A 22,257-nucleotide genomic window follows, 5' to 3' on the forward strand; every position below is an offset into this window, starting at 1 on the left:
TCTCAGAGACGAGACACCATGGCCCTCTCCGCCCCCGCCCGCCCGGAGGAGCGCACCGTCGCGACTCCCCGCGCGGCCGTCGCCCCGCGCCGGAAGCCGCGCACCGACCGCACCTTCCTGCTCTACCTGCTCCCCGCGCTCGTGCTCTTCACGCTCGCGATCACTCTGCCCGCGCTGATGGGGATCTTCTTCAGCTTCACCGACTCGATCGGCTTCGGCGAGTGGAGCTTCATCGGCCTCACGAACTACGTCGCGCTGTTCTCCGACCCGGCGATCCTCGCCTCCTACGGCTTCACCGTGGGGCTCGCGCTGGTCACGGTGCTCGCGGTCAACGTGATCGCGTTCCTCCTGGCGATCGCGCTCACCTCGCAGATCCGCGGCAAGGTCGCGCTGCGGGCCGTGTTCGTGCTGCCGATGGTCGTCTCGGGCATCATCATCGCGTTCGTCTTCAACTTCCTCTTCTCCAACTCGCTGCCCGCCTTCGCGCAGTCGGTCGGAGCGACGCCGCTGGCGAGCAGCATCCTCGCGGACCCGAATCTCGCCTGGCTCGCGATCGTGATCGTGACCGCCTGGCAGGCCGTGCCCTCCGCACTGCTGATCTACATCGCCGGCGTGCTCTCGATCCCCGGCGACGTCTACGAGGCCGCCTCGCTCGACGGCGCGTCCAGCTGGGGGCAGCTGCGCTCGATCACGCTGCCGCTCGTCGCGGGCTACGTCGTGATCAACCTCGTGATCGGCTTCAAGAACTTCCTCAACTCCTACGACATCATCGTCGGCCTGACGGACGGCGGCCCCGGGACCTCGACCCGCAGCGTCGCGATGACGATCTTCTCCGGCTTCACCAGCGGCGACTACGCCTACCAGATGGCCAACGCCACGATCTTCTTCCTCATCGCGCTCGTGATCGCGCTCGTACAGCTGCGCGTCTCGCGCGGAAAGGCGGCCTTCTGATGACCAGCCAGGTCCCCCTCGCCCCGTCCCTCCCCGGCACCCGCGCCGCCGTCGACGCCGACGCCCGTCGCGGGGGGAAGCGGCGGCGCTCGAGCCTCCTGCTCACCCTCGTCCTCGTGGTCTGCGCCCTCTCGGTGATCGGCCCGCTGTGGGTGACGCTGACGATGGCCTTCAAGACCGGCGCCCAGGCGGTGGACGGCAACGCCTTCTCGATCCCGCTGCCGTTCTCGGTCGACGGCTTCGTCCAGGCCTGGAATCTGACCGACTTCCCCCGCGGGTTCGCCGTGTCGGTCTTCGTCTCGGCGATCACGGTCGGCGGCACCATCGTCCTCTCGGCCCTCGCCGCGTTCGCGATCTCGCGGAACTGGAGCAAGCGCTTCTACCGCTGGTCGTTCTTCTACCTGCTCGCGGCGATGTTCCTGCCGTTCCCGGTGCTCGCGCTGTCGCAGGTCTCGCTCACCGGACTCGTCGGGCTCGACAACCCGCTCGGCGTCGCGATCCTGCACGTGATGTTCCAACTGAGCTTCAGCGTGATGCTCTTCACCGCGTTCCTCCGCTCGCTGCCCGAGGAGCTCGAGGAGAGCGCCCGGCTCGACGGCGCGACCACCAACCAGGTCTTCTGGCGGCTCGTCTTCCCGCTGCTCGCCCCGATGAGCGCGACGGTCGGCATCTTCGCCTTCCTCGCCTCCTGGAACGACTTCATGATGCCGTCGCTGATCACCTCGGACCCGTCGCTGCAGACGCTCCCGGTGCTGCAGAAGATCTTCCAGACCCAGTTCAGCAACGACTACAACGTCGCCTTCGCCTCCTACCTGATGGCGATGGCCCCGGCGATCATCGTCTACCTGTTCACCCAGCGCTGGGTGATGTCGGGAGTGACTCAAGGCGCCATCAAATGACGCGCGGACGCGCTGCCGCTCCCTCTCCTTGCTGGTCGAGTAGCCCCGGAGGGGCGTATCGAGACCCACGTCATCGAGAGGCCGGCCTCGAAGCAGCAGCCCTGGCGAGGTGGATCTCGATACGCCCGCTGCGCGGGCTGCTCGATCAGCGAAGGGTGCGCGCGGCTCGATGAGCGGAGACGCCGGCCGCGGCCGACGACAGACCAGACCACACACCACGAAGAACGGAAGGACACCCGTGACGGACACGGTACTCAGCAGGAGCGGAACGACCGAGGACGCCCAATGGTGGCGGCAGGCGGCCGTCTACCAGATCTACCCGCGGAGCTTCGCGGACGCGAACGGCGACGGGATCGGCGACCTCGCCGGCATCCTCGAGCGGATCCCGTACCTGCGGGAGCTCGGAATCGACGCCGTCTGGCTCAGCCCGTTCTACCCGTCGGCGCTGGCCGACGGCGGCTACGACGTGGCCGACTACCGCGACGTCGACCCGCGGATCGGCACCCTGGCCGAGTTCGATGAGCTGACCGCCCGCCTGCACGAGAGCGGCATCCGCGTGATCGTCGACATCGTGCCCAACCACTCCTCCGACCTGCACCCGTGGTTCCAGGAGGCGCTCGCCGCCCCGAAGGGCTCGCCCGCCCGGGAGCGCTACGTCTTCCGCGACGGCCGCGGTGAGGACGGCGCCCTGCCGCCGAGCGACTGGGAGTCCGTCTTCGGCGGCCCCGCCTGGGAGCCGGTCGGCGACGGCCAGTGGTACCTGCACCTCTTCGCGAAGGAGCAGCCCGACTGGAACTGGGCGAACCGCGAGATCCGCGACGACTTCCTCGAGACCCTCCGCTTCTGGTCCGACCGCGGCGTCGACGGCTTCCGGATCGACGTGGCGCACTCGCTGGTCAAGGACTTCACCGAGCCGCTCCCCGCGGCCGCCGAGATCGACGGCCAGCGGATCGACGGCAGCCACCCGTTCTGGGACCGCGACGAGGTGCACGAGGTCTACGCCGAGTGGCGCGCCCTCTTCGACTCCTACGACCCGCCGCGCACCGCCGTCGCGGAGGCCTGGGTCGACGCCTCCCGCCGCGCCCGCTACGCGAGCCCCGAGGGGCTCGGCCAGGCCTTCAACTTCGACCTGCTCGAGGCCGACCTCGACGCGGAGGAGTTCCGCCGGCTGATCACCTTCAACCTCGAACTGGCCGCGGAGTCGGGTTCGTCGACGACCTGGGTGCTCTCCAACCACGACGTCGTCCGTCACGCGACCCGCTACGGGCTCCCGCAGAAGGGCGCGGCCGAGACCGCCCCCGCGAAGCAGTGGCTGCTCAGCGGGGGAGCGGAGCCGGTGCTCGACCGCGCTCTGGGGCTCCGCCGCGCCCGCGCCGCCACTCTCCTGCTGCTGGCCCTGCCGGGCTCGGCCTACCTGTACCAGGGCGAGGAGCTCGGCCTGCACGAGGTGGCCGGCATCCCGGACGCCGACCGTCAGGACCCGACGTTCTTCCGCAGCGGCGGCACCGACGTCGGCCGCGACGGCTGCCGCGTCCCACTGCCCTGGGAGGCGACCGGCGACTCCTTCGGCTTCGGCCCCGGTGGCGCGCACCTGCCCCAGCCCGCCTGGTTCGCCGACTCCTCCGTCGAGGCGGAGGAGCTCGCCGAGGACTCGACGCTCGCGCTCTACCGCAGCGCCCTCGCGCTCCGGCACGAGCTGCAGACCGACGAGAGCCTGGAGTGGCGGGACGCGCAGCCCGGCGTGCTGCACTTCGCGCGCCCGAACGGCTGGCACTCGGTGACCAACCTCGGCGAGGAGCCGGTCGCGCTCCCCGAGGGCGAGGTGCTGCTCGCGAGCGCCCCGCTCGAGGGGCGCCTGCTGCCGCCGGCCACGACGGTCTGGCTGCGCTGACCGGCGACCCGGCGACCCGTCGCTCCGCACGACGAAGGCGCCCCCGCCCGCGGGATCCGAGGATCCGACGGGCGGGGGCGCCTTCTGCAGGCCTGCTGCCAGGCGGTGCTGCCGCGGGTCAGTGCGTGGACGGGTCCTGCTCGACCTCGGTGCGGTCGCCCGACCACAGCGTGTGGAAGGTGCCCTCCTTGTCGACGCGCTGGTAGGTGTGCGCGCCGAAGAAGTCGCGCTGGCCCTGCACGAGGGCGGCGGGCAGTCGCTCGGAGGCGAGCGAGTCGTAGTACGACAGCGCGGCGCCGAAGCCGGGGATCGGCACGCCCGAGAGCGCGGCGGTGGAGACGATGCGGCGCCAGGCGGCCTCGCCGTTGGCGACGGCCTCGGCGAAGTACGGGTCCTCGAGCAGCGTCGTGATCTCCGCGTTCTCGGCGTAGGCGTCGACGATGCGGTTGAGGAACTGAGCGCGGATGATGCATCCCGCGCGCCAGATCTTCGCGACGGCGCCCTTGTCGATCTCCCAGCCGTACTTCTCGGCGCCGGCGATGATCGCGTCGAAGCCCTGCGAGTAGGCGACGACCTTCGAAGCGTAGAGGGCGGCGCGGACGTCGTCCTCGAAGCCGTCGTAGAGGGCGACGGGCGTGGGGCGCGAGGTGACGCGCTTCTGCACGGCGGCGCGCTGCGCGGGCTTGGAGGAGACGGCGCGGGCGAAGACGGCCTCGGCGATGCCGCCGACGGGCACGCCCAGGTCGAGCGCGTTCTGCACGGTCCAGACTCCGGTGCCCTTCGAGCCGGCCTGGTCGAGCACGATGTCGAGGAAGGGCTTGCCGGTGTCGGCGTCGACCTGGCGGAGCACCTCGGCGGTGATCTCGATGAGGTACGACTCGAGGTCGCCCTTGTTCCAGGCGTCGAAGACGTCGGCGATGGCGGCGGGCTCGTGGCCGCCGACCGTGCGGAGCAGGTCGTAGGCCTCGGCGATGAGCTGCATGTCGGCGTACTCGATGCCGTTGTGGATCATCTTGACGAAGTGGCCGGCGCCGTCGGTGCCGATGTGGGTGACGCAGGGCTCGCCCTCGGCGACCGCCGCGATCGAGGCGAGGATCGGGCCGAGGGTCTTGTACGACTCGACCGAGCCGCCGGGCATGATCGACGGGCCCTTGAGCGCGCCCTCCTCGCCGCCGGAGATGCCGGTGCCGACGAAGTGGATGCCGGTCTCGCGGACGGTCTTCTCGCGGCGGATGGTGTCGGTGAACAGCGCGTTGCCGCCGTCGACGATGATGTCGCCCGGCTCGAACGCGGCGGTCAGCTGCTCGATCACGGCGTCGGTGCCGCGGCCGGCCTGGACCATGATGATCGCGGTGCGCGGGGTCTTCAGTGAGGCGGCGAAGGCCTCGATGGTCTCCGAGGCGACGAAGCCGGCCTCGGGGTGCTCGGTGATCAGCGTCTCGGTGCGCCCGGAGGAGCGGTTGTAGACGGCGACGGTGTTGCCCTCGCGGCTGGCGAGATTGCGGGCCAGGTTCGAGCCCATCACCGCCAGACCGACGACTCCGATGTTGGCTGTGGCGGTGGGCTGGTCAGACACGGTTCTCCTCGACGTACACGTTCAGGGTTGACGGATCCAGGCTAGCGCCGGGGTCGGACGCGCAGCCGGGAGCGGCCGTGCACGGAGGTGGAACTCAGCGCGCACGGCCGTTCAGACTTCAGGCGCCGTGGCCCTCGGGGACGACCTCGGCGGGGATCGGCGGGCCGGGCGGGGTGCCGTCGCCGAAGGGGCGGCCGCCGAGCTCCTCGCGGTGCGAGGGGACGAGCCAGCCGGACAGGTCCGGGCCCTTCGGCACGACGCCGGTCGGGTTGATGTCGCGCTGCACCTCGTAGTAGTGCGACTTGATGTGCGTGAAGTCGATCGTGTCGCCGAACCCCGGGGTCGCGAACAGGTCGCGGGCGTAGCCCCAGAGGGCCGGCATCGCCGAGAGCAGGTTCCGGTTGGCCTTGAAGTGGCTGTAGTAGACGGCGTCGAAGCGGGCGAGCGTCGTGAAGAGGCGGACATCGGCCTCGGTGATCGTGGCGCCGACGAGGTAGCGCTGCGTGCTGAGGCGCTCCTCCAGCCAGTCGAGTCGCGCCCAGAGTGCGTCGTACGCCCGCTCGTAGGACTTCTGCGAGCCGGCGAAGCCGCACTTGTAGACGCCGTTGTTGACGTCCTGGAAGACCAGCTCCGCGACCTCGTCGATCTCGTCGCGGCGCTCCTCCGGGTACAGGTCGGGCGCGCCCTCGCGGTGGAACTCCGTCCACTCCCGCGAGAAGTCGAGCGTCATCACCGGGTAGTCGTTGGTGACGACCTGGCCGGTGGGGATGTCGACGATCGCCGGCACCGTGATGCCGCGCGGGTAGTCGGGGAAGCGCGCGAGGAACGCGTCCTGCAGGCGCGGGATGCCGAGCACCGGGTCGACGCCGCCCGGGTCGAGGTCGAAGGTCCAGCTGCGCTTGTCGTGCGTCGGTCCGCAGATGCCCATCGACAGCGCGTCCTCGAGGCCGAGCAGGCGGCGGACGATCACGGCGCGGTTCGCCCACGGGCAGGCGCGCGAGACGACCAGCCGGTAGCGGCCCGCCTCGACCGGGTAGCCGTCGCGGCCGTCCGCGGTGATGCGGGTCGGGATGTAGTTGGTGTCGCGGTGGAAGCCGTTCTTCTCGACGTAGGAGCCGAAGTCGTCAGAAGTCATGCCCGCACGCTAGCCAGCCCGGCTGGGGGCGCGGTAGGGGCGCCCGCGGGTGGCGGCTCGGCCGCGCGGCCGGTAGGGTGGGCAGCTGAACTTCGGCGAGGGATGCCCCGTGCATCCGTGATCGACGCGGTGGAACCAGGTGGAGCTCCGGAAGGAGCGCCGCGGACCTTTCCTCACGCAGACACGCGTTCGAGTCGAAACCCCGTCCGCGGCCCCAGGCCGGGACCCGAGCAGGCGGCGCACGGCGCCGTCCAGGAGAACACCATGGCAGAACTCACCAACAAGGTCGTCGCCGAGGTCCGCACCTCGTTCGGCAAGGGAGCGGCCCGCAAGATCCGCGCCCAGAACAAGATCCCCGCGGTCCTCTACGGCCACGGCACCGAGCCCGTGCACGTCACGCTGCCCGGCCACCAGATCCTCCTGCTGACCCGCAAGGCGAACGCGATCCTCGAGCTCGACATCGAGGGCGTCGCCCAGACGTCGCTGGTCAAGGACATCCAGCGCGACCCGGTCCGCCAGATCATCGAGCACATCGACCTCGCGGTCATCCGTCTCGGCGAGAAGGTCTCGGTCGACATCCCCGTGCACGTCGAGGGCGAGGCCGCTCCCGGCACGCTCGTCTCCACCGAGGCGAACACGCTCTCGCTGGAGGTCGACGCCACGAAGATCCCGCAGAACGTCGTCGTCTCGGTCGAGGGACTCGAGGCCGGCACGCAGATCACCGCCGCCGACGTCACCCTCCCCGAGGGCGCGACGCTGCTCACCGACCCCGAGGCGCTCATCGTGAACGTCACCGAGGAGGTCGAGCAGGACCTGGGCGAGGAGGGCGAGCCCACCACGCCGGCCGAGCCCACCGAGGCCGCCGAGTAGTCGGAGCACCACCCGCACGGACGGGCCCGCCGCGATCGCGAGCGGGCCCGTTCCGCGTCCGGGGGCTGCGCCCCGCGGAAGACGTCGCTGCTGAGCGCATCGAGAAGAGGGAACGAGATGGGCGAGACCTGGCTGGTCGTCGGACTGGGCAACCCGGGCGCGCAGTACGCGCGCAACCGGCACAACGTCGGGCAGATGGTGCTCGACGAGCTCGCGACCCGGATCGGCGGCTCGTTCCGCCGACACAACCGCGCGAACGCCGTGGTCGCCGAGGGCTTCCTCCGCCCCGGCGGACCGAAGCTGATCCTCGGCAAGCCGAACAGCTTCATGAACCTCTCGGGCGGCCCGACCGCGCAGCTGCTCGACTTCTACTCCCTCGCGCCCGAGCGCCTGATCGTCGTGCACGACGAGCTCGACATCCCGTTCGACACCCTGCGCCTCAAGAACGGCGGAGGCCACGGCGGCCACAACGGCATCCGCGACATCCTCGCCGCGACCGACGGCGCCGACTTCCTCCGCGTGCGCGTCGGCATCGGCCGCCCGCCCGGCCGCCAGCCCGCCGCCGACTTCGTCCTCAAGGACTTCGCGGGCCCCGAGCGCGAGAACCTGCCGATCCTGATCGCCGACGCCGCCGACGCCGTCGAGCTCATCGCCGACGCCGGCCTCCAGGCCGCCCAGCTGAAGGTCCACACGACCCCGTAGCGCCGGATCCCGCTACGGGCCGCTGCGCGGATCATGCTGGTCGAGTAGCCCCGCAGGGGCGTATCGAGACCCGGCGTCCTCAGCCCGGAGGATCTCGATACGGCCGCTGCGCGCCCTACTCGATCAGCATGCAGTGGGCGCCCGGCAGGCGGCGACGCGCCCTCCGAGCGTCGCCCCTGTCCTGAACGCGGACCCATCCGTCAAGAACGGTCGCCTCAGCTACTCCCAGCCGACCACTCCTGACGGATCAAGATCCAGCACCCGGCAGACCAGCCGACCGCCCCGAAGGCGACTTCGAAATCGCGTGCCAAGCGATTTCGAAGAGCCGAACGCAGGACGCTCTGCGGAACGCACCCCGCGCCCGACCCGACCGCGCCGCGCCGGGCAGGGACCGGCGTGGACCGACGTCCGACACCGGCCGAGGCCGGTGTCGGAGGTCGGCAGTAAACTCCTCCGGTGCCTCTCAACCGGATCATCTCGGCGCTCGCGCGCGCCTCCACGTTCGACGACGCTCTCGCGTTCGCGATCCGCGACGCCGATTTCTCCGTGGCCGACGGCCTCCGCGTCCCCCTGCTGGCGGGCCTGCTGGAGCGCCGCGCCGAGGCCGACCGTCCGCAGGCCGCGCTCGTCGTCACCGCGACCGGCCGCGACTCCGAGAACGTCCGCGCCTCTCTCAGCTGCGTCCTGCCGGACGCCGAGGTCGTCGAGTTCCCGGCGTGGGAGACGCTGCCGCACGAGCGCCTCAGCCCGAGCGCCGAGATCGTCGGCCGCCGCCTCGACGCCCTGCGCCGGATGAAGACCTGGTCCGGTGAGAAGCCGCTCGTCGTCGTCGCCTCGGTGCGCGCCGCGCTGCAGCCGGTCGCCGACAACCTCGCCGACATCGCGCCGATCCGCCTGGTCAAGGGCGGCCGCGGCTACGACCTCGGCCGGATCTCGTCCGAGCTGGTCGACCTCGCCTACTCGCGGGTCGACATGGTCACCCGGCGCGGAGAGTTCGCGGTCCGCGGCGGCATCCTCGACGTCTTCCCGGCTGTGGCCGAGCACCCGAGCCGCATCGACTTCTTCGGCGACGAGGTCGACTCGATCCGCGGCTTCTCCGTCGCCGACCAGCGCTCGCTGCCGGGGGAGGCCGACTCCGTCGTGCTGCCGCCGAGCCGCGAGCTGCTGCTCGTGCCGGCCGTCCGGCAGCGCGCCCGGGAGATGCTGCACGAGTTCCCGAGCCTCTCCGCGATGCTCGCGAAGATCGCCGAGGGCATCCCGGTGGAGGGGATGGAGTCGCTCGCCCCCGCGCTGCTGGAGCGCCTCGTCCCGATCTCGCACTACCTCCCGGCCGGCGCCGCGGTGGCCGTGCTCGCCCCCGAGCGGGTCGCCACGCGCGCGATCAGCCTCGCCGAGACGAACCGCGAGTTCCTCCAGGCCGCGTGGAGCGCCGCGACCGCCGGCGCCGAGGCCCCGATCGACCTGGCGTCCGGCGAGTTCATCTCGCTCGGCGCCCTCCGCGACGCCGTGAAGTTCAGCGCCCCCGGCGCCGAGACCCCCGACCACCCGTGGTGGACGATGAGCACCTTCCGCCAGGGTCCCGCCGCCGGCGAGGCCGCGGTGCTGCCGGAGGACCTCGGGATCGACGAGATCCTCGCTGTCCGCGTCGACGGCGAGCCCGTGCCCGGCTTCGGCGGCGCGGTCGAGGGCGCCCTCGCGCACGTGCGCGCCCGCCTGGCGGACGGCTGGAGCGTGGTGCTGACCGCCCCCGGCACAGGCACCGTCGAGCGCACCGACCAGGTGCTCGCCGAGCACGAGGTCGCCGCGCGCATCGTCCCCGACCTGCCGGCCGAGCTCGAGCCCGGCCTCGCCTACGTGCTCCAGGCCAACGTCGACCACGGCTTCGAGGTCGACGGCGCCAAGGTCGCGCTGCTCACCGACACGGAGTTCTACGGCCGCACCGTCGGCTACGACTCCCGCGCCGTGAAGAAGCTCGCCTCGCGCCGGAAGAACGTCGTCGACCCGCTGCAGCTCAGCCCCGGCGACTTCGTCGTGCACGCCACGCACGGCATCGGCCGCTTCGTCGAGCTCTCGCAGCGCGAGGTCTCCAGCGGCGGGCGCAACGCCGTGAAGACCCGGCGCGAGTACCTCGTCCTCGAGTACGCGCCCAGCAAGCGCGGCTTCCCGGGCGACAAGCTGCTGGTCCCGACCGACCAGCTCGACCTCCTCTCCCGGTACGTCGGCGGCGAGGCCCCCGCGCTGAGCAAGATGGGCGGCAGCGACTGGGCGCAGGCGAAGAGCAAGGCGCGCCGCGCGGTCCGCGACATCGCGGTCGAGCTGGTGAAGCTCTACTCCGCCCGGATGGCCTCGCGTGGGCACTCGTTCCCGCCGGACACCCCGTGGCAGCGCGAGCTGGAGGAGGCGTTCCCGTTCGCGGAGACGCCCGACCAGCTGACCGTGATCGACGAGGTCAAGGCAGACATGGAGCGGCCGATCCCGATGGACCGCCTGCTCTCCGGTGACGTGGGCTTCGGCAAGACCGAGGTCGCCGTGCGCGCCGCGTTCAAGGCGATCCAGGACGGCAAGCAGGTCGCGATGCTCGTGCCGACCACCCTGCTCGTGCGCCAGCACCTCGAGACGTTCCAGGAGCGCTTCGCCGGCTTCCCGGTGCACCTGCGCGCCCTCAGCCGCTTCCAGAGCGCGAAGGAGTCGAAGGAGACGATCGAGGGCCTCGCCGACGGCACCGTCGACATGGTCATCGCGACGCACCGCCTCCTCAGCGACAACATCATCTTCAAGGACCTCGGCCTCCTCGTGATCGACGAGGAGCAGCGCTTCGGCGTCGAGCACAAGGAGAAGCTGAAGGCGCTGAAGAAGAACGTCGACATCCTCTCGATGAGCGCGACGCCCATCCCGCGCACGCTCGAGATGGCGGTCACCGGCATCCGCGAGATGTCGACGCTGGCGACGCCGCCGGAGGAGCGCCACCCGATCCTCACCTTCGTCGGCCCGTACTCGGAGAAGCAGGTCTCGGCCGCGATCCGGCGAGAGCTGCTGCGCGAGGGCCAGGTGTTCTTCGTGCACAACCGCGTCTCGACGATCAACCGGGTCGCTGCGCAGCTCGCCGAGCTGGTGCCGGAGGCGCGCATCGCCGTCGCGCACGGCAAGCTCAGCGAGTCGCAGCTCGAACGGATCATCGTCGACTTCTGGGAGCGCAAGTTCGACGTGCTCGTCTCGACGACCATCGTCGAGACCGGCCTCGACATCCCGAACGCGAACACGCTGATCGTCGACCGCGCCGACAAGTACGGCCTCTCGCAGCTGCACCAGCTGCGCGGGCGGGTCGGCCGCGGCCGCGAGCGGGCCTACGCCTACCTCCTCTACGACGAGATGAAGCCGCTGTCGGAGACCGCGCACGACCGCCTGCAGACGCTCGCCGCCAACTCCGACCTCGGCGGCGGCATGCAGATCGCGCTGAAGGACCTCGAGATCCGCGGCGCGGGCAACCTGCTCGGTGGCGAGCAGTCCGGCCACATCCAGGGCGTCGGCTTCGACCTCTACCTGCGGATGATCGGCGAGGCCGTCGACGGCTTCCGGGGCGAGGTGGCGGAGGGCCAGACCGAGCTGCGGCTCGAGCTGCCGGTCGACGCGCGGATCCCGGAGGAGTACGTCGACAGCGAACGGCTGCGCCTGGAGGCGTACCAGAAGCTGTCCGCGGCGACCTCGCCGACCGCGAAGGAGGGCAGCGTCGACCTCGTGGTCGAGGAGCTGACCGACCGCTACGGCGAGCTGCCCGAGGCGGTGGAGAACCTCGTCCTGGTCTCGCGGCTGCGGATGCGGGCGCAGCGCGCCGGCCTCAGCGACGTGGTCGCGATGGGCTCGAACGTCCGCGTCGCGCCGGCGCACCTCGCCGACTCGATCCAGGTGCGACTGCGCCGGATGTACCCGACCGCGAAGTACCTGCAGCAGGCGAACGCCGTGGTCGTGCCGATGCCGGTGCACGACGGCGTCCCGCTCGGCGACCGCGCGCTGATCGACTGGGTCGCGAACCTGCTCGACGCGCTCTTCCCCGAGCCCGCCGCCGTCGCGAGCTGACCGCCGGAACCCTCTCGGTCGGGCGGCGCCACCGTTCCGGACGCCGCCCGACGACATCGATCCCGACGACACCGACCCCCGACGACACCGAACCCCGAACGAAGGACGATCATGACCGCCTCCGACGAGCACTCCGTCCCGCCGCGCATCCCCGGCCCCGACGAGCCGAGCATCCCCGAGCTCGAGGAGGACGAGACGATCGCCCCGCGCCCCGAGGAGGAGGCCGCCGACCTCGACCGCGCGACCCCCGACCTCGCCCCGCACCCCGAGGGCTAGCCCTCCCCGCGAGATGCCACTTGTGCACGCCTTTCACGGCGTGTCGCGTGCACAAGTGGCATCTCGCGGAGGGGGTCAGTCGCCGTAGACGTCGGTGCGGTGGAAATTCAGCGACGAGCGCGAGGCGGTGGGGCCGCGCTGGCCCTGGTAGCGCGAGAGGTAGGCCGCCGAGCCGTAGGGCTGCTCGGCGGGCGAGCTCAGGCGGAAGAAGCACATCTGGCCGATCTTCATCCCCGGCCAGAGCATGATCGGCAGCGTCGCGACGTTGCTCAGCTCGAGCGTGACGTGCCCGGTGAAGCCCGGGTCGATGAAGCCCGCCGTCGAGTGCGTGAGCAGCCCCAGCCGCCCCAGCGAGCTCTTGCCCTCCAGCCGCGCGGCGATGTCGTCCGGGAGCGCGACCTCCTCGTAGGTCGAGCCGAGCACGAACTCGCCGGGGTGCAGGATGAACGCCTCGCCCGCCGGGGTCTCGACCAGGCGCGTCAGCTCGGGCTGGTCCTCGGCCGGGTCGATGTAGGGGTAGCGGTGGTTGTCGAACAGCCGGAAGAAGCGGTCGAGCCGCACGTCCACCGACGAGGGCTGGATCATCGCCGGGTCGTGCGGCGAGAGCCCGACGCGGCCGGAGGAGAGTTCGAGCTTGATGTCGCGATCGGAGAGCAGCACGAGGCGAGCTTAGGGCGCGGGGCTTGCTAGCATGGCGTGATGCGCCCGAGCGGCGCCGCGCGAGTGTAGTTCAATGGTAGAACTTCTGCTTCCCAAGCAGATGGCGCGGGTTCGATTCCCGTCACTCGCTCCGACCCCCCTCCCCCGCCGGCTCCGTCTCGGCGAACAGCGCGAGGATCTCCGCCGCGATGATCGCGTGGCCCCGCCCGTTCGGGTGGTTCACCTGCGACATCAAACCGGCCAGGGGCTCGCCGCCCTCGTGCATCGCGCAGAAGATCCGGAACGGGTCCGCCAGCAGCACACCGTCCCGCTCGGCGAGTCCGCGGATCTGCTCCGCATGCCGCACGAGGTCGTCGGCGGGGTCGGTCAGGTCGGCGGTCAGGTCCGGCGAGGGCGTGACCAGCACGGGGACGACTCCCGACTCGAGCGTCCGGTCGATCATCGACTCCCACGCGCGGCCGGCCCGCTCGAGCCCGATCGCCCGGTCGTTCAGCGCGTAGTCGAGGACCACGACGTCGGGGCGGTGGCCGAGCACCTCGCCCATCCGGAGCGCGCCCGACTCCGAGTGCTCCCCGCCGATGGCGGTGACGATCGCGTTGAGGACGGCGTGCGGGTGGCGCTCGGCCAGCAGGCCGGCGACGACGTGCGGGTAGGAGGCGCGCCGATCGATCAGGGGCGTCGCGAAGTAGCCCGCGGGAACGCTGTGGCCGTGGAAAACGACGTTCACCGCCCGGTTCTCCGGCCATGTCCGCTCCAGCGCGGCGATCACCGCGGCGAGGCCGGCCACGCGCGACGGCCTAGCGGGTCGCGGGCGGCGCGGTGCTCGCCCGGACGATCAGCGAGGTCGGCACGAGCTCGAGGACGGGGTCGTCGCTGACGCCGTTCGCGAGCTGGTCGAGCAGCAGCTCGACGCACTTCGCGCCGACCGCCCGGTAGTCCTGCCGGACGGTCGTCAGCGGCGGGGAGAAGTCCTGCGCCTCCGGGATGTCGTTGAAGCCCACCACGCTGACGTCCTCGGGGATCCGCAGGCCGTGCTCCGCGAAGGCGCGGTAGACCCCGAGCGCGGCCTCGTCACTCGAGACCAGCACGGCCGTGCAGTCGCCGGTCTCGGCCAGGGCGGCGCCCTGGAGGTAGCCGCCGTCCGAGCGCCAGTTGCTGTAGCGGGTCGGCGGCACAGGTGCGCCCGCCGCGAGGAGCGCCTCCCGCCACGCCGTCTCCCGGCGCTCGGCGGCGAAGGAGCCGCGCGGGCCCGCGATGTGGTGCACCGTGCGGTGCCCGAGCCCGAGCAGGTGCTCCACCGCGGCCCGGACACCGCCCGCCTGGTCGGCGTCGACCACGGGCCCCTGGGCGCCGGCGGCCGCGTTGACGAGCACCCGGGGGATCTCGGGGAGGACCAGCTGCGCCGTGTCCCGCAGGTACGTCTCCACGACCACGATGAGGCCGTCCACCGCCAGCTCGCCGAAGCGGGTGAAGGCGCCGTTGAGCCCGGTCTGACTCGGTGCCGAGACCGGCACGAGCGTGATGGCGTAGCCCGCCTCCGCCGCTGCAGTGGCGATCGAGTCCACGGTCCGCATCATCCCGAGGGTGTCCAGGCTGAAGACCGCGACGCCGAGGGTGCGGAACGAGCCGCTCTTCAGGGCGCGCGCGGCGCTGTTCGGCCGGTAGCCGAGGGTGCGCATCGCCTCCAGGACGGCCTGCCGCGTCGCGGGGACGACGTTCGTCTGCCCGTTCGCGACCCGCGAGGCCGTGACGGGCGCGACGCCCGCGAGGCGTGCCACGTCAGCCAATGAGGGGCGGCGCGGAACGTCGGTCATCTCCCCATAGTGGCTCCTCCGGAGCCTCAGCTCGTCCAGGAGCTCGTCGAGGAAGTCCGGCGGGGGGATCGCCTCGAGCGCGTCATCTGCAGACATGAGGGCATGGTAAGGCAACCATCCTGACCGGGAGTCTCGTAGGATCGGCGACGGCCTCCCCCTTCCGGGACGGCACCACGATCGAGCGAAGGACGACGATGTCTCTCCGGCACCACTCCCGCCCGGCGGCGGCACTCGCCGTCGCCGCCCTCGCGGCCGCGCTCACGGGCTGCGCCGACCGCACGGAGGCCGAGGACGACTCCCTGCTCGTGTGGAGCTGGGACGACCAGCTGCCCGAGGTCGCGGAGCTCTACGAGGAGGAGCACCCCGGGGTCGAGATCGACGTGGTCGACGTGGGCACGGGCGACGAGCAGTACACCGCCCTGCAGAACGTGATCGCGGCCGGATCCGGGAGTCCGGACGTCGCCTTCCTCGACTCGACTGCGCTCCCGCAGTTCGCCCTCTCCGGCGCCCTCGCGGACCTGGGGCCGCTCGGCGCCGACGAGCTCTCCGAGGAGTTCGCGCCGGGGCCGTGGGCGGCGTCCCAGGTGGACGGCACCGTCTACGGACTGCCCTGGGCCTCCGGGCCGATGGTGCTGTTCTACAACCGCGCCGTCTTCGAGCGGCTCGGCGTGGCGGTGCCCGGCACCTGGGAGGAGTACGTCGGCGCCGCGGAGCAGCTGCACGCGGCGGACCCGGAGGTGTACATCCTCAACGACGTCGGCAATCCCGGACTCGCCAATAGCCTCATCCAGCAGGCCGGCGGCCGGCCCTTCTCCGTGGACGGCACCGCCGTCGCCATCGATCTCGCCGACCCCGGCACCGCGCGGTACGCCGAGAACTGGCAGCGCCTGCTCGACGGCGGGCTGCTCGCCCCGGTCGCCGACTGGAGCGACGAGTGGCGGAAGATGCTCGCGGCGGGCCGGATCGCGACGCTCCCGGCCGGCAGCTGGATGGCCTCCGCCCTGACTCAGAGCGCCCCCGACGCCGCCGGGGACTGGCGCGTGGCGCAGCTGCCGCAGTGGGAGCCGGGCGGGAGCGTGACCGCCGAGCACGGCGGCGGCGGCTTCTCGGTGCTCGAGAGCAGCGTCAGCAAGGAGCTCGCCGTCGACTTCCTGACCTACGCCACCGCGGGCGACGGGGTGGACGTCATCCGGGACTCCGGACTCTGGCCCGCCCACCGGGCCGCGACCGAGTCGCCCGCGTTCCTCGACCGGCCGAGCGAGTACTTCGGCGGGCAGGCCGTCAACAGGGAGTACGCGACCGCGTCGGAGAACGCCCCCGACGACGTCCGCTTCCTCCCCTACCAGGTCTACGCGGCCGCGGTGTTCAACGACTCCGTCGGCACGGCCTACACCGGCGAGACGACCCTCCAGGCGGGGCTGCTCGACTGGCAGGCCGAGCTGGAGGAGTACGGCGCCGAGCAGGGTTTCACCGTCGAGCGGTGAGCCCGGACCGCGACACGCCGACGGGATCGGCGCCGACAGGCCGATCGGGCCGTCCCGCGGTGCAGGGTGGAGGGATGAGCGAGCTCGTCCAGATCCCGTCTCCGGGCATCGCCCTCGAGTACGGGCACCCCGGTCGCCCCGTCGTGGTGATCCTGCACGACGTGTTCGGCCGGCTGCCCTGGCTGGAGCCGTTCGCCGAGGCCGTCTCGAAGCACGGCTACCACGTGCTCGTCCCCGACCTCTACGACGGCTGGGCCACGCTCGCAGCCGAGGACGCGAGGGATCTCGCCGCGATGGCCGCGCAGGACCGCGCCCTCGCCTCGGTCGCCGACGCGGTGCGCACCGGATCGGCCGCCGGCGCTGCCCGCTCCGCCCTCATCGGCTTCGGCTTCGGCGGGCGGCTGGCGCTGCTCGTCGCCGCCACCGGTCTCGTCGACGCCGTGGTCGCCTACTACGCGACCCTCGGCCGGGAGGAGCACGCGCTGGTGCCCTGCCCGACGCTGCTGCACTACGCGCAGAGCGACGAGTGGCCCGAGGGCGACGACCCGGAGTCGTTCGTCGGCCGGCTGAAGGAGGCGGGCACGCCCGTCACCGCGCACACCTACCCGGACACCGGGCGGCACTTCGCGAACGCCACACTGCGGGAGTCGGTCAGCCCGTCCGCCGCCGCGCTCGCCTACGCGCGGACCCTGTCCTTCCTCAACCCGCAGCTGATCGACTGCTGACGCACCGCCCGGCGAGCCGGCTCCGGGTGCTCAGCCCTGGACGTCGTGCAGGTGGTGCTGGACGTCGTGCAGGTAGTACTTCGCGATCGTCTCGACCGTGAAGGACGCGCCGTCGCTGCGGCGACCCGGCCGCTGCCACTGCCGGCCGTCGACCCCCTCGAAGACGTCGCTGATGCGGGCCGCCTCCTCGACGAGCTCGCGGCCGACCGCCGCGGGGTCCTGCTGGTCGTAGCGCTCCTCGACCGCCGCCACGTCCTGGTCCCAGTTGGGGAACAGCGGGTCGTCGCCCTCGAGCATCAGCCCGAGGCGCAGCCGGTAGATGCGGTGCACGTCGCGCACGTGCGCGGCGTACTCCAGCGGCGACCAGGTCTCGTCGTCGGGGCGGCCGGCGGCGTCCTCGCGCTCGAGGACGTAGGGCCAGGCGGCGGCGTTCTGGCGGATCAGCGCGGGGACGGCGTCGGACTCCACGAGCGAGGCGTCGAAGCCGCACTCGAGGCAGGGGCGCTCGAGCACCCAGGTCCAGTCCTTGGTATCGGGAGTGATGGGCATGGACCCAGGGTAGGACGGCTCAGCAGCGCGGCTGCGCGCCCTGCACCGCGCCGCGCTCGCCGTCGGCCGTCCAGGGCAGCTGCGGCAGCCCGGCGGCGCCGGTCGCCGCCCCCTGCTCGACCGCGATCGCCGCGAGGGCGCGCGCGGTCGTGGCGGCGAAGCCCTCGCCGGCGGTCGAGCTGTTGAAGGCGACCGCGACCGTCAGCCCCGACTCCGGGTCGGAGTAGGCGGCGGTGAGGAAGCCCGGCGCGATGCCGGAGAAGCCACGGAGCGGGCCGGCCTCGTGGCCGCCGAGACCGGCGAGCAGCCACTCCGCGCGCCCCTGCCCCTGCGGGACGGGATCGGCCCACATCGCGTCGCCCGCGGGCTCGGTCGCGAGTCCCTGCGCGAGGCGGCGCAGATCGTCGAGATCGGTGACGGCGCCGCCGGCCGCGCCGAGCGAGGAGGGCGACGCCGCGGAGAGGTCGCGGCGGACCTCGCACTGGACGGCGCCGGAGCGCGGATCGAGGGCGGCGGAGAAGCCGAGCATCGCCGGGGCGGGCAGCTCGAGCTCCGAGTCGCCGGGGAGGCCGGTGCTGCTCAGGCCGTAGCGGGGCACGACGTACTCGTCGTAGAGCGACTGCATGCTGCGACCGGTGGCCTGCGTCGCCACCACGCCCGCGAGGAGCGGGCCGGTGGAGGACTCGGACCAGGCGGCGCCCGGCTCGGCGATCGGCGCGCTGACCTGCGCGGCCGAGATCAGCTCGAGGGTGGGCCACTCGCGGGCGGGGTTCTGCACGACGGTCGGCCAGAGGACGGAGCGGAAATCGGCGAGGCCGGAGGTGTGCGAGCAGAGCTGGCGGAGGGTCATCCCCTCGATGCCGGGGAGGGAGGTGAGCGCGTCGCCGACGTCCGCGTCGAGGTCGAGGGTGCCCTTCTCGGCGAGCGCGACGACGACGTCGCAGGTCATCGCCTCGGTGCCGCCGGTGCCGAGGCGCACGTGCGCGTCGGTGGTCACCGGGGTGTTCGCCTCGTCGCCGATCGTGCCGATCGCCGTCTCCCAGCCGCCGGCCCAGGGCGACCAGACGCCTGCGACCACACCGGAAGCCCCGGCGACGCTCTGCGCCTCGACGAGGAAGCCGGAGAGGGCGATGGCCAGGTCGTCGGGCACGGGCCCGGGCAGCGCATCGGGGACGACGGAGTCGGCACCGCCGGTGCAGCCGGTGAGGGCGAGGACCAGGGCGGGCACGACGAGAGCTCCGACCCGGGTCGGCCTGCGGCCACCGATCATGCCGTTCGACTCCCCCCGAAGACGCGTGCTGGAACTCCTCCACTGTACGGGCGCGGTCTCGCGCAGCACGGGGCGGGGGCCGTGCGCGGGGCTTTCGTGTCCCGACCGTGACCCGTCACCACGCGGATCCGGATCCGGCCACCCCTTATCCAAACCGTCTGAGCGGCTGCTACGAAGAAGGGACAAGCGACGCGGAGGCGTTTCCCGGAAGGAGAAGAGGAATCATGCGCACATCACCGAACCGGCTGCTCGCCACGCTCTTCGGCGCGGTCTACGTGGTCGTCGGACTGCTCGGCTTCGTCGTCACCGGCGGCGTCCAGTTCCTCGCGACGGAGGGCGGACTGCTTCTCGGGATCTTCGAGGTCAATCCGCTGCACAACATCGCGCACCTGCTCATCGGCGGCGCACTGCTGATCGCCGGCCTCTCCACCACCTCGGCGGCCAAGACGGTCAACACGACCGTCGGCGCGGTCTACCTGCTGCTCGGAGTCGTCGGCTTCTTCCTGGTCAACACCGCCCTCAACGTGCTCGCGCTGAACACCGCCGATCACTTCCTGCACCTCGCCAGCGCGCTCGTCCTCCTCGGAGTCGGGCTCACCGCCGACAAGGGCGCCCGGGCGCGCACCGCGACCGCCTGACCCGGAGCGGATCCGTCCGCTCCCCCTAGACTCCGTCCGCCGTGGGCCCGCCGTTTTCCGCGGCGGACGGACCGAACGGCCCCGGACGACACGATGCGGTGTGTCGATCCGGGGCCTCTTCCTCTTGCCTCCTCCACCACGATCGGAGACCGCGATGAGCACCGTCGCCCGCGGAAACGCCGCCTTCGCCGGGATCGGCGCCGGTCTCGTGCACCTCTCCCTCGCCGCCGGGCAGCTCGACGCGGGGACCCTTCCGCTCGCCGCCCTCGGCGTCGCGGAGCTGGCCTGGGGCGTCGTCGTCCTCGCCCGCGGCCGGATCGTCCTCCCGCGGACCGCGCTCGCCGTCACCGGCGTCACCGTCGCCGGCTTCGTCCTCGCGATCGCCGCCGGTCTGCTGCGCGATCCCCTGCCGGCTCTCGCGGCGGGTGCCCTGCAGCTCGTGGCCGCGGCCGTCGTCGCCGCCACCCTCCGCTCGCAGCGCACGGTGGAGCGGCCCGTCTCGGCCCCGCGCGCGGTCCTCGGCCTCTTCGCGGGCGCGCTCCTCGTCTCCGCCCTCGCGACGCCGGCGCTGTCCGCCTCCTCCGAGGGCTCGCACGACATGGGCGGGATGATGACGACGGTCACCGACAGCGGGCACTCGCACTGAGACCTGCCCTGGCGACCGCGGTGCCTTCGAGCTAAGGTAAGGGCAACCTAAGACGCCGAAGGAGGCCGCCGTGTCGAACGTCTCGAACGTCATCCCGTTCTCGCAGGCCCTCCACGTGCGCCTCGGTCGGTCCGGCGCCGACGACGAGGTCTCGGCCTTCATGACCGCGCTGATGACCGGGTCCGGCAGCCGGGACGACTACGTCGCGATGATCGCGCAGCACTACTTCGTCTACGAGGCGCTCGAGGCCGTGGCGGAGGCGATGGCGGGCGACCCGGTCGCCGCACCCTTCATCTCGCCCAAGCTCACCCGCCTGCCGGCGATCGCGGAGGACCTGCGCTTCCTGGTCGGCGAGGACTGGCGCTCGCGCATCGCCCCGCTCCCCTCGACGGCGGCCTACGTCGAGCGGATCCGCACCGTCGCGAGCGGCTGGAGCGGCGGCTTCGTCGCGCACCACTACACCCGCTACCTCGGCGACCTGTCCGGCTGCTCGATCGTCCGCACGCTGCTCCAGCGGCGCTTCGGCTTCGAGACCAACGGCGTCGGCTTCTACCTCTACGGCGAGATCGCGACGCCGTCCGCCTTCCGCGCGGTCTACCGCGAGCAGCTCGACGCGGCCGGCTGGGACGAGGACGAGCGCGAGCGCGTCATCGCCGAGGTGGCGGAGGCGTACCGGCTGACCACCGCGGTGTTCCGCGACCTGGCCGGCTCGCGCGCCGCGGCCTGACGTGGCGCTCGGGCGCTCAGGCGCTCAGGAGGACGCGGACTCCGGCTCCGCGACGGCCGCGGGCTCGGCCCGGCGCTCGGACATGAAGCGCAGCACGTCCTTGTCGACGATGATGTCGCTCGGCCGGAGCGGCCGGGTGAGGTAGAGCCCCTCGAGGCTCGTGATGCGGCTGAGCGCGACGTAGGTCTGACCGGGGGCGAACGCGCGCTGCCCGAGGTCGACCACGGCGGAGTCGTAGGTCTTGCCCTGCGACTTGTGGATCGTGACGGCCCAGGCCAGGCGCAGCGGGAACTGCGCGAACTCGGCGACGATCTCGCGGGTCAGCTTCTTGGTCGCGGCGGAGTAGGAGTAGCGGTAGCGCTCCCAGGTCGCGGGCTCGACCTCGTGCACCTCGCCGTCCACCTCGACCCAGACCGTGCCGGCGACCTTGGTCACGCGGCCGATCGTGCCGTTCACCCAGCGCTGCTCGGCGTCGTTGCGCAGGAACATCACGTGCGCCCCGATCTTCAGCTCGAGCTTCTGATCGGCCGGGTAGGCGCGGCCGCCGAAGTCGCCGCTGATCTCGGCCGAGGCCGTCTTGACAGGGCCCTTCAGCCGCGCGAGGGCGGTCTGGTTGATCCGGTTGACGGTGTCGTTGCGGGTCGCGAGGGTGATCGCGTCGTTCTCGGGCGGCGTGCGCGCGCCGGCGGCGTTGAGGACGTCCGCGATCTCCTTGGTCACCATGCCGAAGCGCACGGCGTTGAGCATCCACTTGAAGCGCTCGTCGCTCTGACGGTGGATCCTCCCGAGCTCGATGATCCGCAGCGGCGCCTCCTGCCAGACCAGCGCGTCGAAGAACCAGAGCGAGCGGTAGCGGTCGGCGAAGTAGGCGCGCTCCTCCGGATCGCCCGGGACGGGCGCGAGCTGGAACGGGTCGCCGAAGAGGACGACCTGGACGCCGCCGAACGGCTCGGACCGACGCTGCCGCGCCTGGCGGAGGCTGCGGTCGATGCCGTCGAGGAGATCGGCGTTGACCATCGAGATCTCGTCGATGACGAGGGTGTCGATGGTGTTCAGCAGCTTGCGCAGCTCGGGCGGCTGATCGAGGTCCGAGTCGGCGATGACCCCGATCGGGAGCCGGAAGAGCGAGTGGATCGTCTGCCCGCCGACGTTCAGCGCGGCGACACCGGTCGGCGCGCAGATGACGATCTGCTTGTCGGTGTTCCAGCTCAGGTGGTTGAGCAGGGTCGACTTGCCGGTACCGGCGCGGCCCGTCACGAACAGGTGCTCGCGGGTGTTCTCGATGAGGTCGAACACCCGCTGCTGCTCGTCGGAGAGGGTCGGCTGGGTCACCGCTCCACTGTACCCAGCCGACCCCCGCACCCCGGCGC

At 71.9% G+C, this 22,257-nt stretch carries 20 protein-coding genes and 1 tRNA gene; 13 read left to right on the forward strand and 8 right to left on the reverse strand.

From position 1 onward, the window contains the following. Positions 1–18 precede the first annotated feature (18 nt). From MT350_RS10765 to MT350_RS10775, 3 genes are all read left to right on the forward strand, one after another. Positions 19–951, forward strand: coding sequence for a carbohydrate ABC transporter permease (locus tag MT350_RS10765; protein ID WP_123447627.1), 933 nt, complete (start codon positions 19–21; stop codon positions 949–951). After that, entirely contained in the window at positions 951–1,850 is a 900-nt protein-coding gene (locus MT350_RS10770; RefSeq protein ID WP_123705141.1) for a carbohydrate ABC transporter permease, read from the forward strand. The genes MT350_RS10765 and MT350_RS10770 overlap by 1 nt, the downstream gene beginning before the upstream one ends. Before the next feature lie 169 nt (positions 1,851–2,019). After that, positions 2,020–3,741 carry an alpha-amylase family glycosyl hydrolase gene (locus tag MT350_RS10775; RefSeq protein WP_374206636.1) on the forward strand — a complete coding sequence of 574 codons (1,722 nt, stop codon included), beginning with the start codon at positions 2,020–2,022 and terminating at the stop codon, positions 3,739–3,741. A gap of 118 nt (positions 3,742–3,859) precedes the next feature. Here the strand turns inward: MT350_RS10775 and gndA are convergent, their stop codons facing one another. Next, positions 3,860–5,317: an NADP-dependent phosphogluconate dehydrogenase gene (gndA, locus tag MT350_RS10780; protein ID WP_123447624.1), complete on the reverse strand. Its 1,458-nt coding sequence runs from the start codon at positions 5,315–5,317 to the stop codon at positions 3,860–3,862. Positions 5,318–5,435: 118 nt separating this feature from the next. Further along, the gene (locus MT350_RS10785; RefSeq protein WP_243615897.1) at positions 5,436–6,452 is read right to left on the reverse strand and encodes a glutathione S-transferase family protein; all 1,017 of its coding nucleotides are present in this window, start codon (positions 6,450–6,452) and stop codon (positions 5,436–5,438) included. Positions 6,453–6,716: 264 nt separating this feature from the next. Between MT350_RS10785 and MT350_RS10790 the strand changes: the two genes are divergently transcribed. The 4 genes from MT350_RS10790 (at position 6,717) to MT350_RS10805 (ending at position 12,374) form a co-directional block, all read left to right on the forward strand. Continuing rightward, positions 6,717–7,322, forward strand: coding sequence for a 50S ribosomal protein L25/general stress protein Ctc (locus MT350_RS10790; protein ID WP_123447622.1), 606 nt, complete (start codon positions 6,717–6,719; stop codon positions 7,320–7,322). 117 nt (positions 7,323–7,439) lie between these two features. Beyond that, positions 7,440–8,024, forward strand: a complete 585-nt coding sequence (gene pth / locus MT350_RS10795) for an aminoacyl-tRNA hydrolase (protein WP_123737724.1) — start codon at positions 7,440–7,442, stop codon at positions 8,022–8,024. Positions 8,025–8,480: 456 nt separating this feature from the next. Beyond that, a complete protein-coding gene (gene mfd / locus MT350_RS10800; protein WP_243598501.1) occupies positions 8,481–12,098 on the forward strand; it encodes a transcription-repair coupling factor in 3,618 nt (1,205 codons plus the stop codon). Positions 12,099–12,209: 111 nt separating this feature from the next. Then, a complete protein-coding gene (locus MT350_RS10805; protein ID WP_159422277.1) occupies positions 12,210–12,374 on the forward strand; it encodes a hypothetical protein in 165 nt (54 codons plus the stop codon). 75 nt (positions 12,375–12,449) lie between these two features. Here the strand turns inward: MT350_RS10805 and dcd are convergent, their stop codons facing one another. After that, the gene (gene dcd / locus MT350_RS10810) at positions 12,450–13,034 is read right to left on the reverse strand and encodes a dCTP deaminase (protein WP_123444853.1); all 585 of its coding nucleotides are present in this window, start codon (positions 13,032–13,034) and stop codon (positions 12,450–12,452) included. A 59-nt stretch (positions 13,035–13,093) separates the two neighbouring features. On the opposite strand from dcd, the gene MT350_RS10815 reads away from it, so the two are divergent. Continuing rightward, positions 13,094–13,164: transfer RNA gene (locus MT350_RS10815), tRNA-Gly, on the forward strand. On the opposite strand, the gene MT350_RS10820 is transcribed toward MT350_RS10815, so the two are convergent. Together MT350_RS10820 and MT350_RS10825 are read right to left on the reverse strand one after the other, a co-directional pair. Beyond that, on the reverse strand, positions 13,156–13,821 hold the full coding sequence (locus tag MT350_RS10820; protein ID WP_243615898.1) for an SGNH/GDSL hydrolase family protein: 666 nt from the start codon (positions 13,819–13,821) through the stop codon (positions 13,156–13,158). The genes MT350_RS10815 and MT350_RS10820 overlap by 9 nt on opposite strands. A gap of 10 nt (positions 13,822–13,831) precedes the next feature. Beyond that, positions 13,832–14,944 (reverse strand): LacI family DNA-binding transcriptional regulator, encoded by a 1,113-nt coding sequence (locus tag MT350_RS10825; protein ID WP_243600429.1) that lies wholly within the window; start codon positions 14,942–14,944, stop codon positions 13,832–13,834. Positions 14,945–15,042: 98 nt separating this feature from the next. Here MT350_RS10825 and MT350_RS10830 point away from each other — a divergent pair, with 98 nt between their 5' ends. Continuing rightward, a complete protein-coding gene (locus tag MT350_RS10830; protein WP_243600428.1) occupies positions 15,043–16,332 on the forward strand; it encodes a sugar ABC transporter substrate-binding protein in 1,290 nt (429 codons plus the stop codon). Positions 16,333–16,406: 74 nt separating this feature from the next. Continuing rightward, positions 16,407–17,057 (forward strand): dienelactone hydrolase family protein, encoded by a 651-nt coding sequence (locus MT350_RS10835; protein WP_123734878.1) that lies wholly within the window; start codon positions 16,407–16,409, stop codon positions 17,055–17,057. Positions 17,058–17,087: 30 nt separating this feature from the next. Here MT350_RS10835 and MT350_RS10840 read toward each other — a convergent pair whose 3' ends face one another. Together MT350_RS10840 and MT350_RS10845 are read right to left on the reverse strand one after the other, a co-directional pair. Next, entirely contained in the window at positions 17,088–17,606 is a 519-nt protein-coding gene (locus tag MT350_RS10840; RefSeq protein ID WP_132434862.1) for a DinB family protein, read from the reverse strand. Positions 17,607–17,625: 19 nt separating this feature from the next. Next, positions 17,626–18,834, reverse strand: coding sequence for a serine hydrolase (locus MT350_RS10845; protein ID WP_243600427.1), 1,209 nt, complete (start codon positions 18,832–18,834; stop codon positions 17,626–17,628). A 266-nt stretch (positions 18,835–19,100) separates the two neighbouring features. Here MT350_RS10845 and MT350_RS10850 point away from each other — a divergent pair, with 266 nt between their 5' ends. From MT350_RS10850 to MT350_RS10860, 3 genes are all read left to right on the forward strand, one after another. Then, positions 19,101–19,514 carry a DUF4383 domain-containing protein gene (locus MT350_RS10850; protein WP_123734875.1) on the forward strand — a complete coding sequence of 138 codons (414 nt, stop codon included), beginning with the start codon at positions 19,101–19,103 and terminating at the stop codon, positions 19,512–19,514. A 154-nt stretch (positions 19,515–19,668) separates the two neighbouring features. Next, positions 19,669–20,160, forward strand: a complete 492-nt coding sequence (locus tag MT350_RS10855) for a hypothetical protein (protein ID WP_123734874.1) — start codon at positions 19,669–19,671, stop codon at positions 20,158–20,160. A gap of 70 nt (positions 20,161–20,230) precedes the next feature. Next, on the forward strand, positions 20,231–20,887 hold the full coding sequence (locus MT350_RS10860; protein ID WP_243600425.1) for a heme oxygenase (biliverdin-producing): 657 nt from the start codon (positions 20,231–20,233) through the stop codon (positions 20,885–20,887). Positions 20,888–20,911: 24 nt separating this feature from the next. Here the strand turns inward: MT350_RS10860 and MT350_RS10865 are convergent, their stop codons facing one another. Then, on the reverse strand, positions 20,912–22,219 hold the full coding sequence (locus tag MT350_RS10865) for an ATP-dependent RecD-like DNA helicase (RefSeq protein WP_243615899.1): 1,308 nt from the start codon (positions 22,217–22,219) through the stop codon (positions 20,912–20,914). Positions 22,220–22,257: the final 38 nt, after the last annotated feature.

It is taken from the genome of Rathayibacter sp. VKM Ac-2928, assembly GCF_022815545.1.
In the GTDB taxonomy this organism is placed as follows: Bacteria; Actinomycetota; Actinomycetes; order Actinomycetales; family Microbacteriaceae; genus Rathayibacter; species Rathayibacter festucae.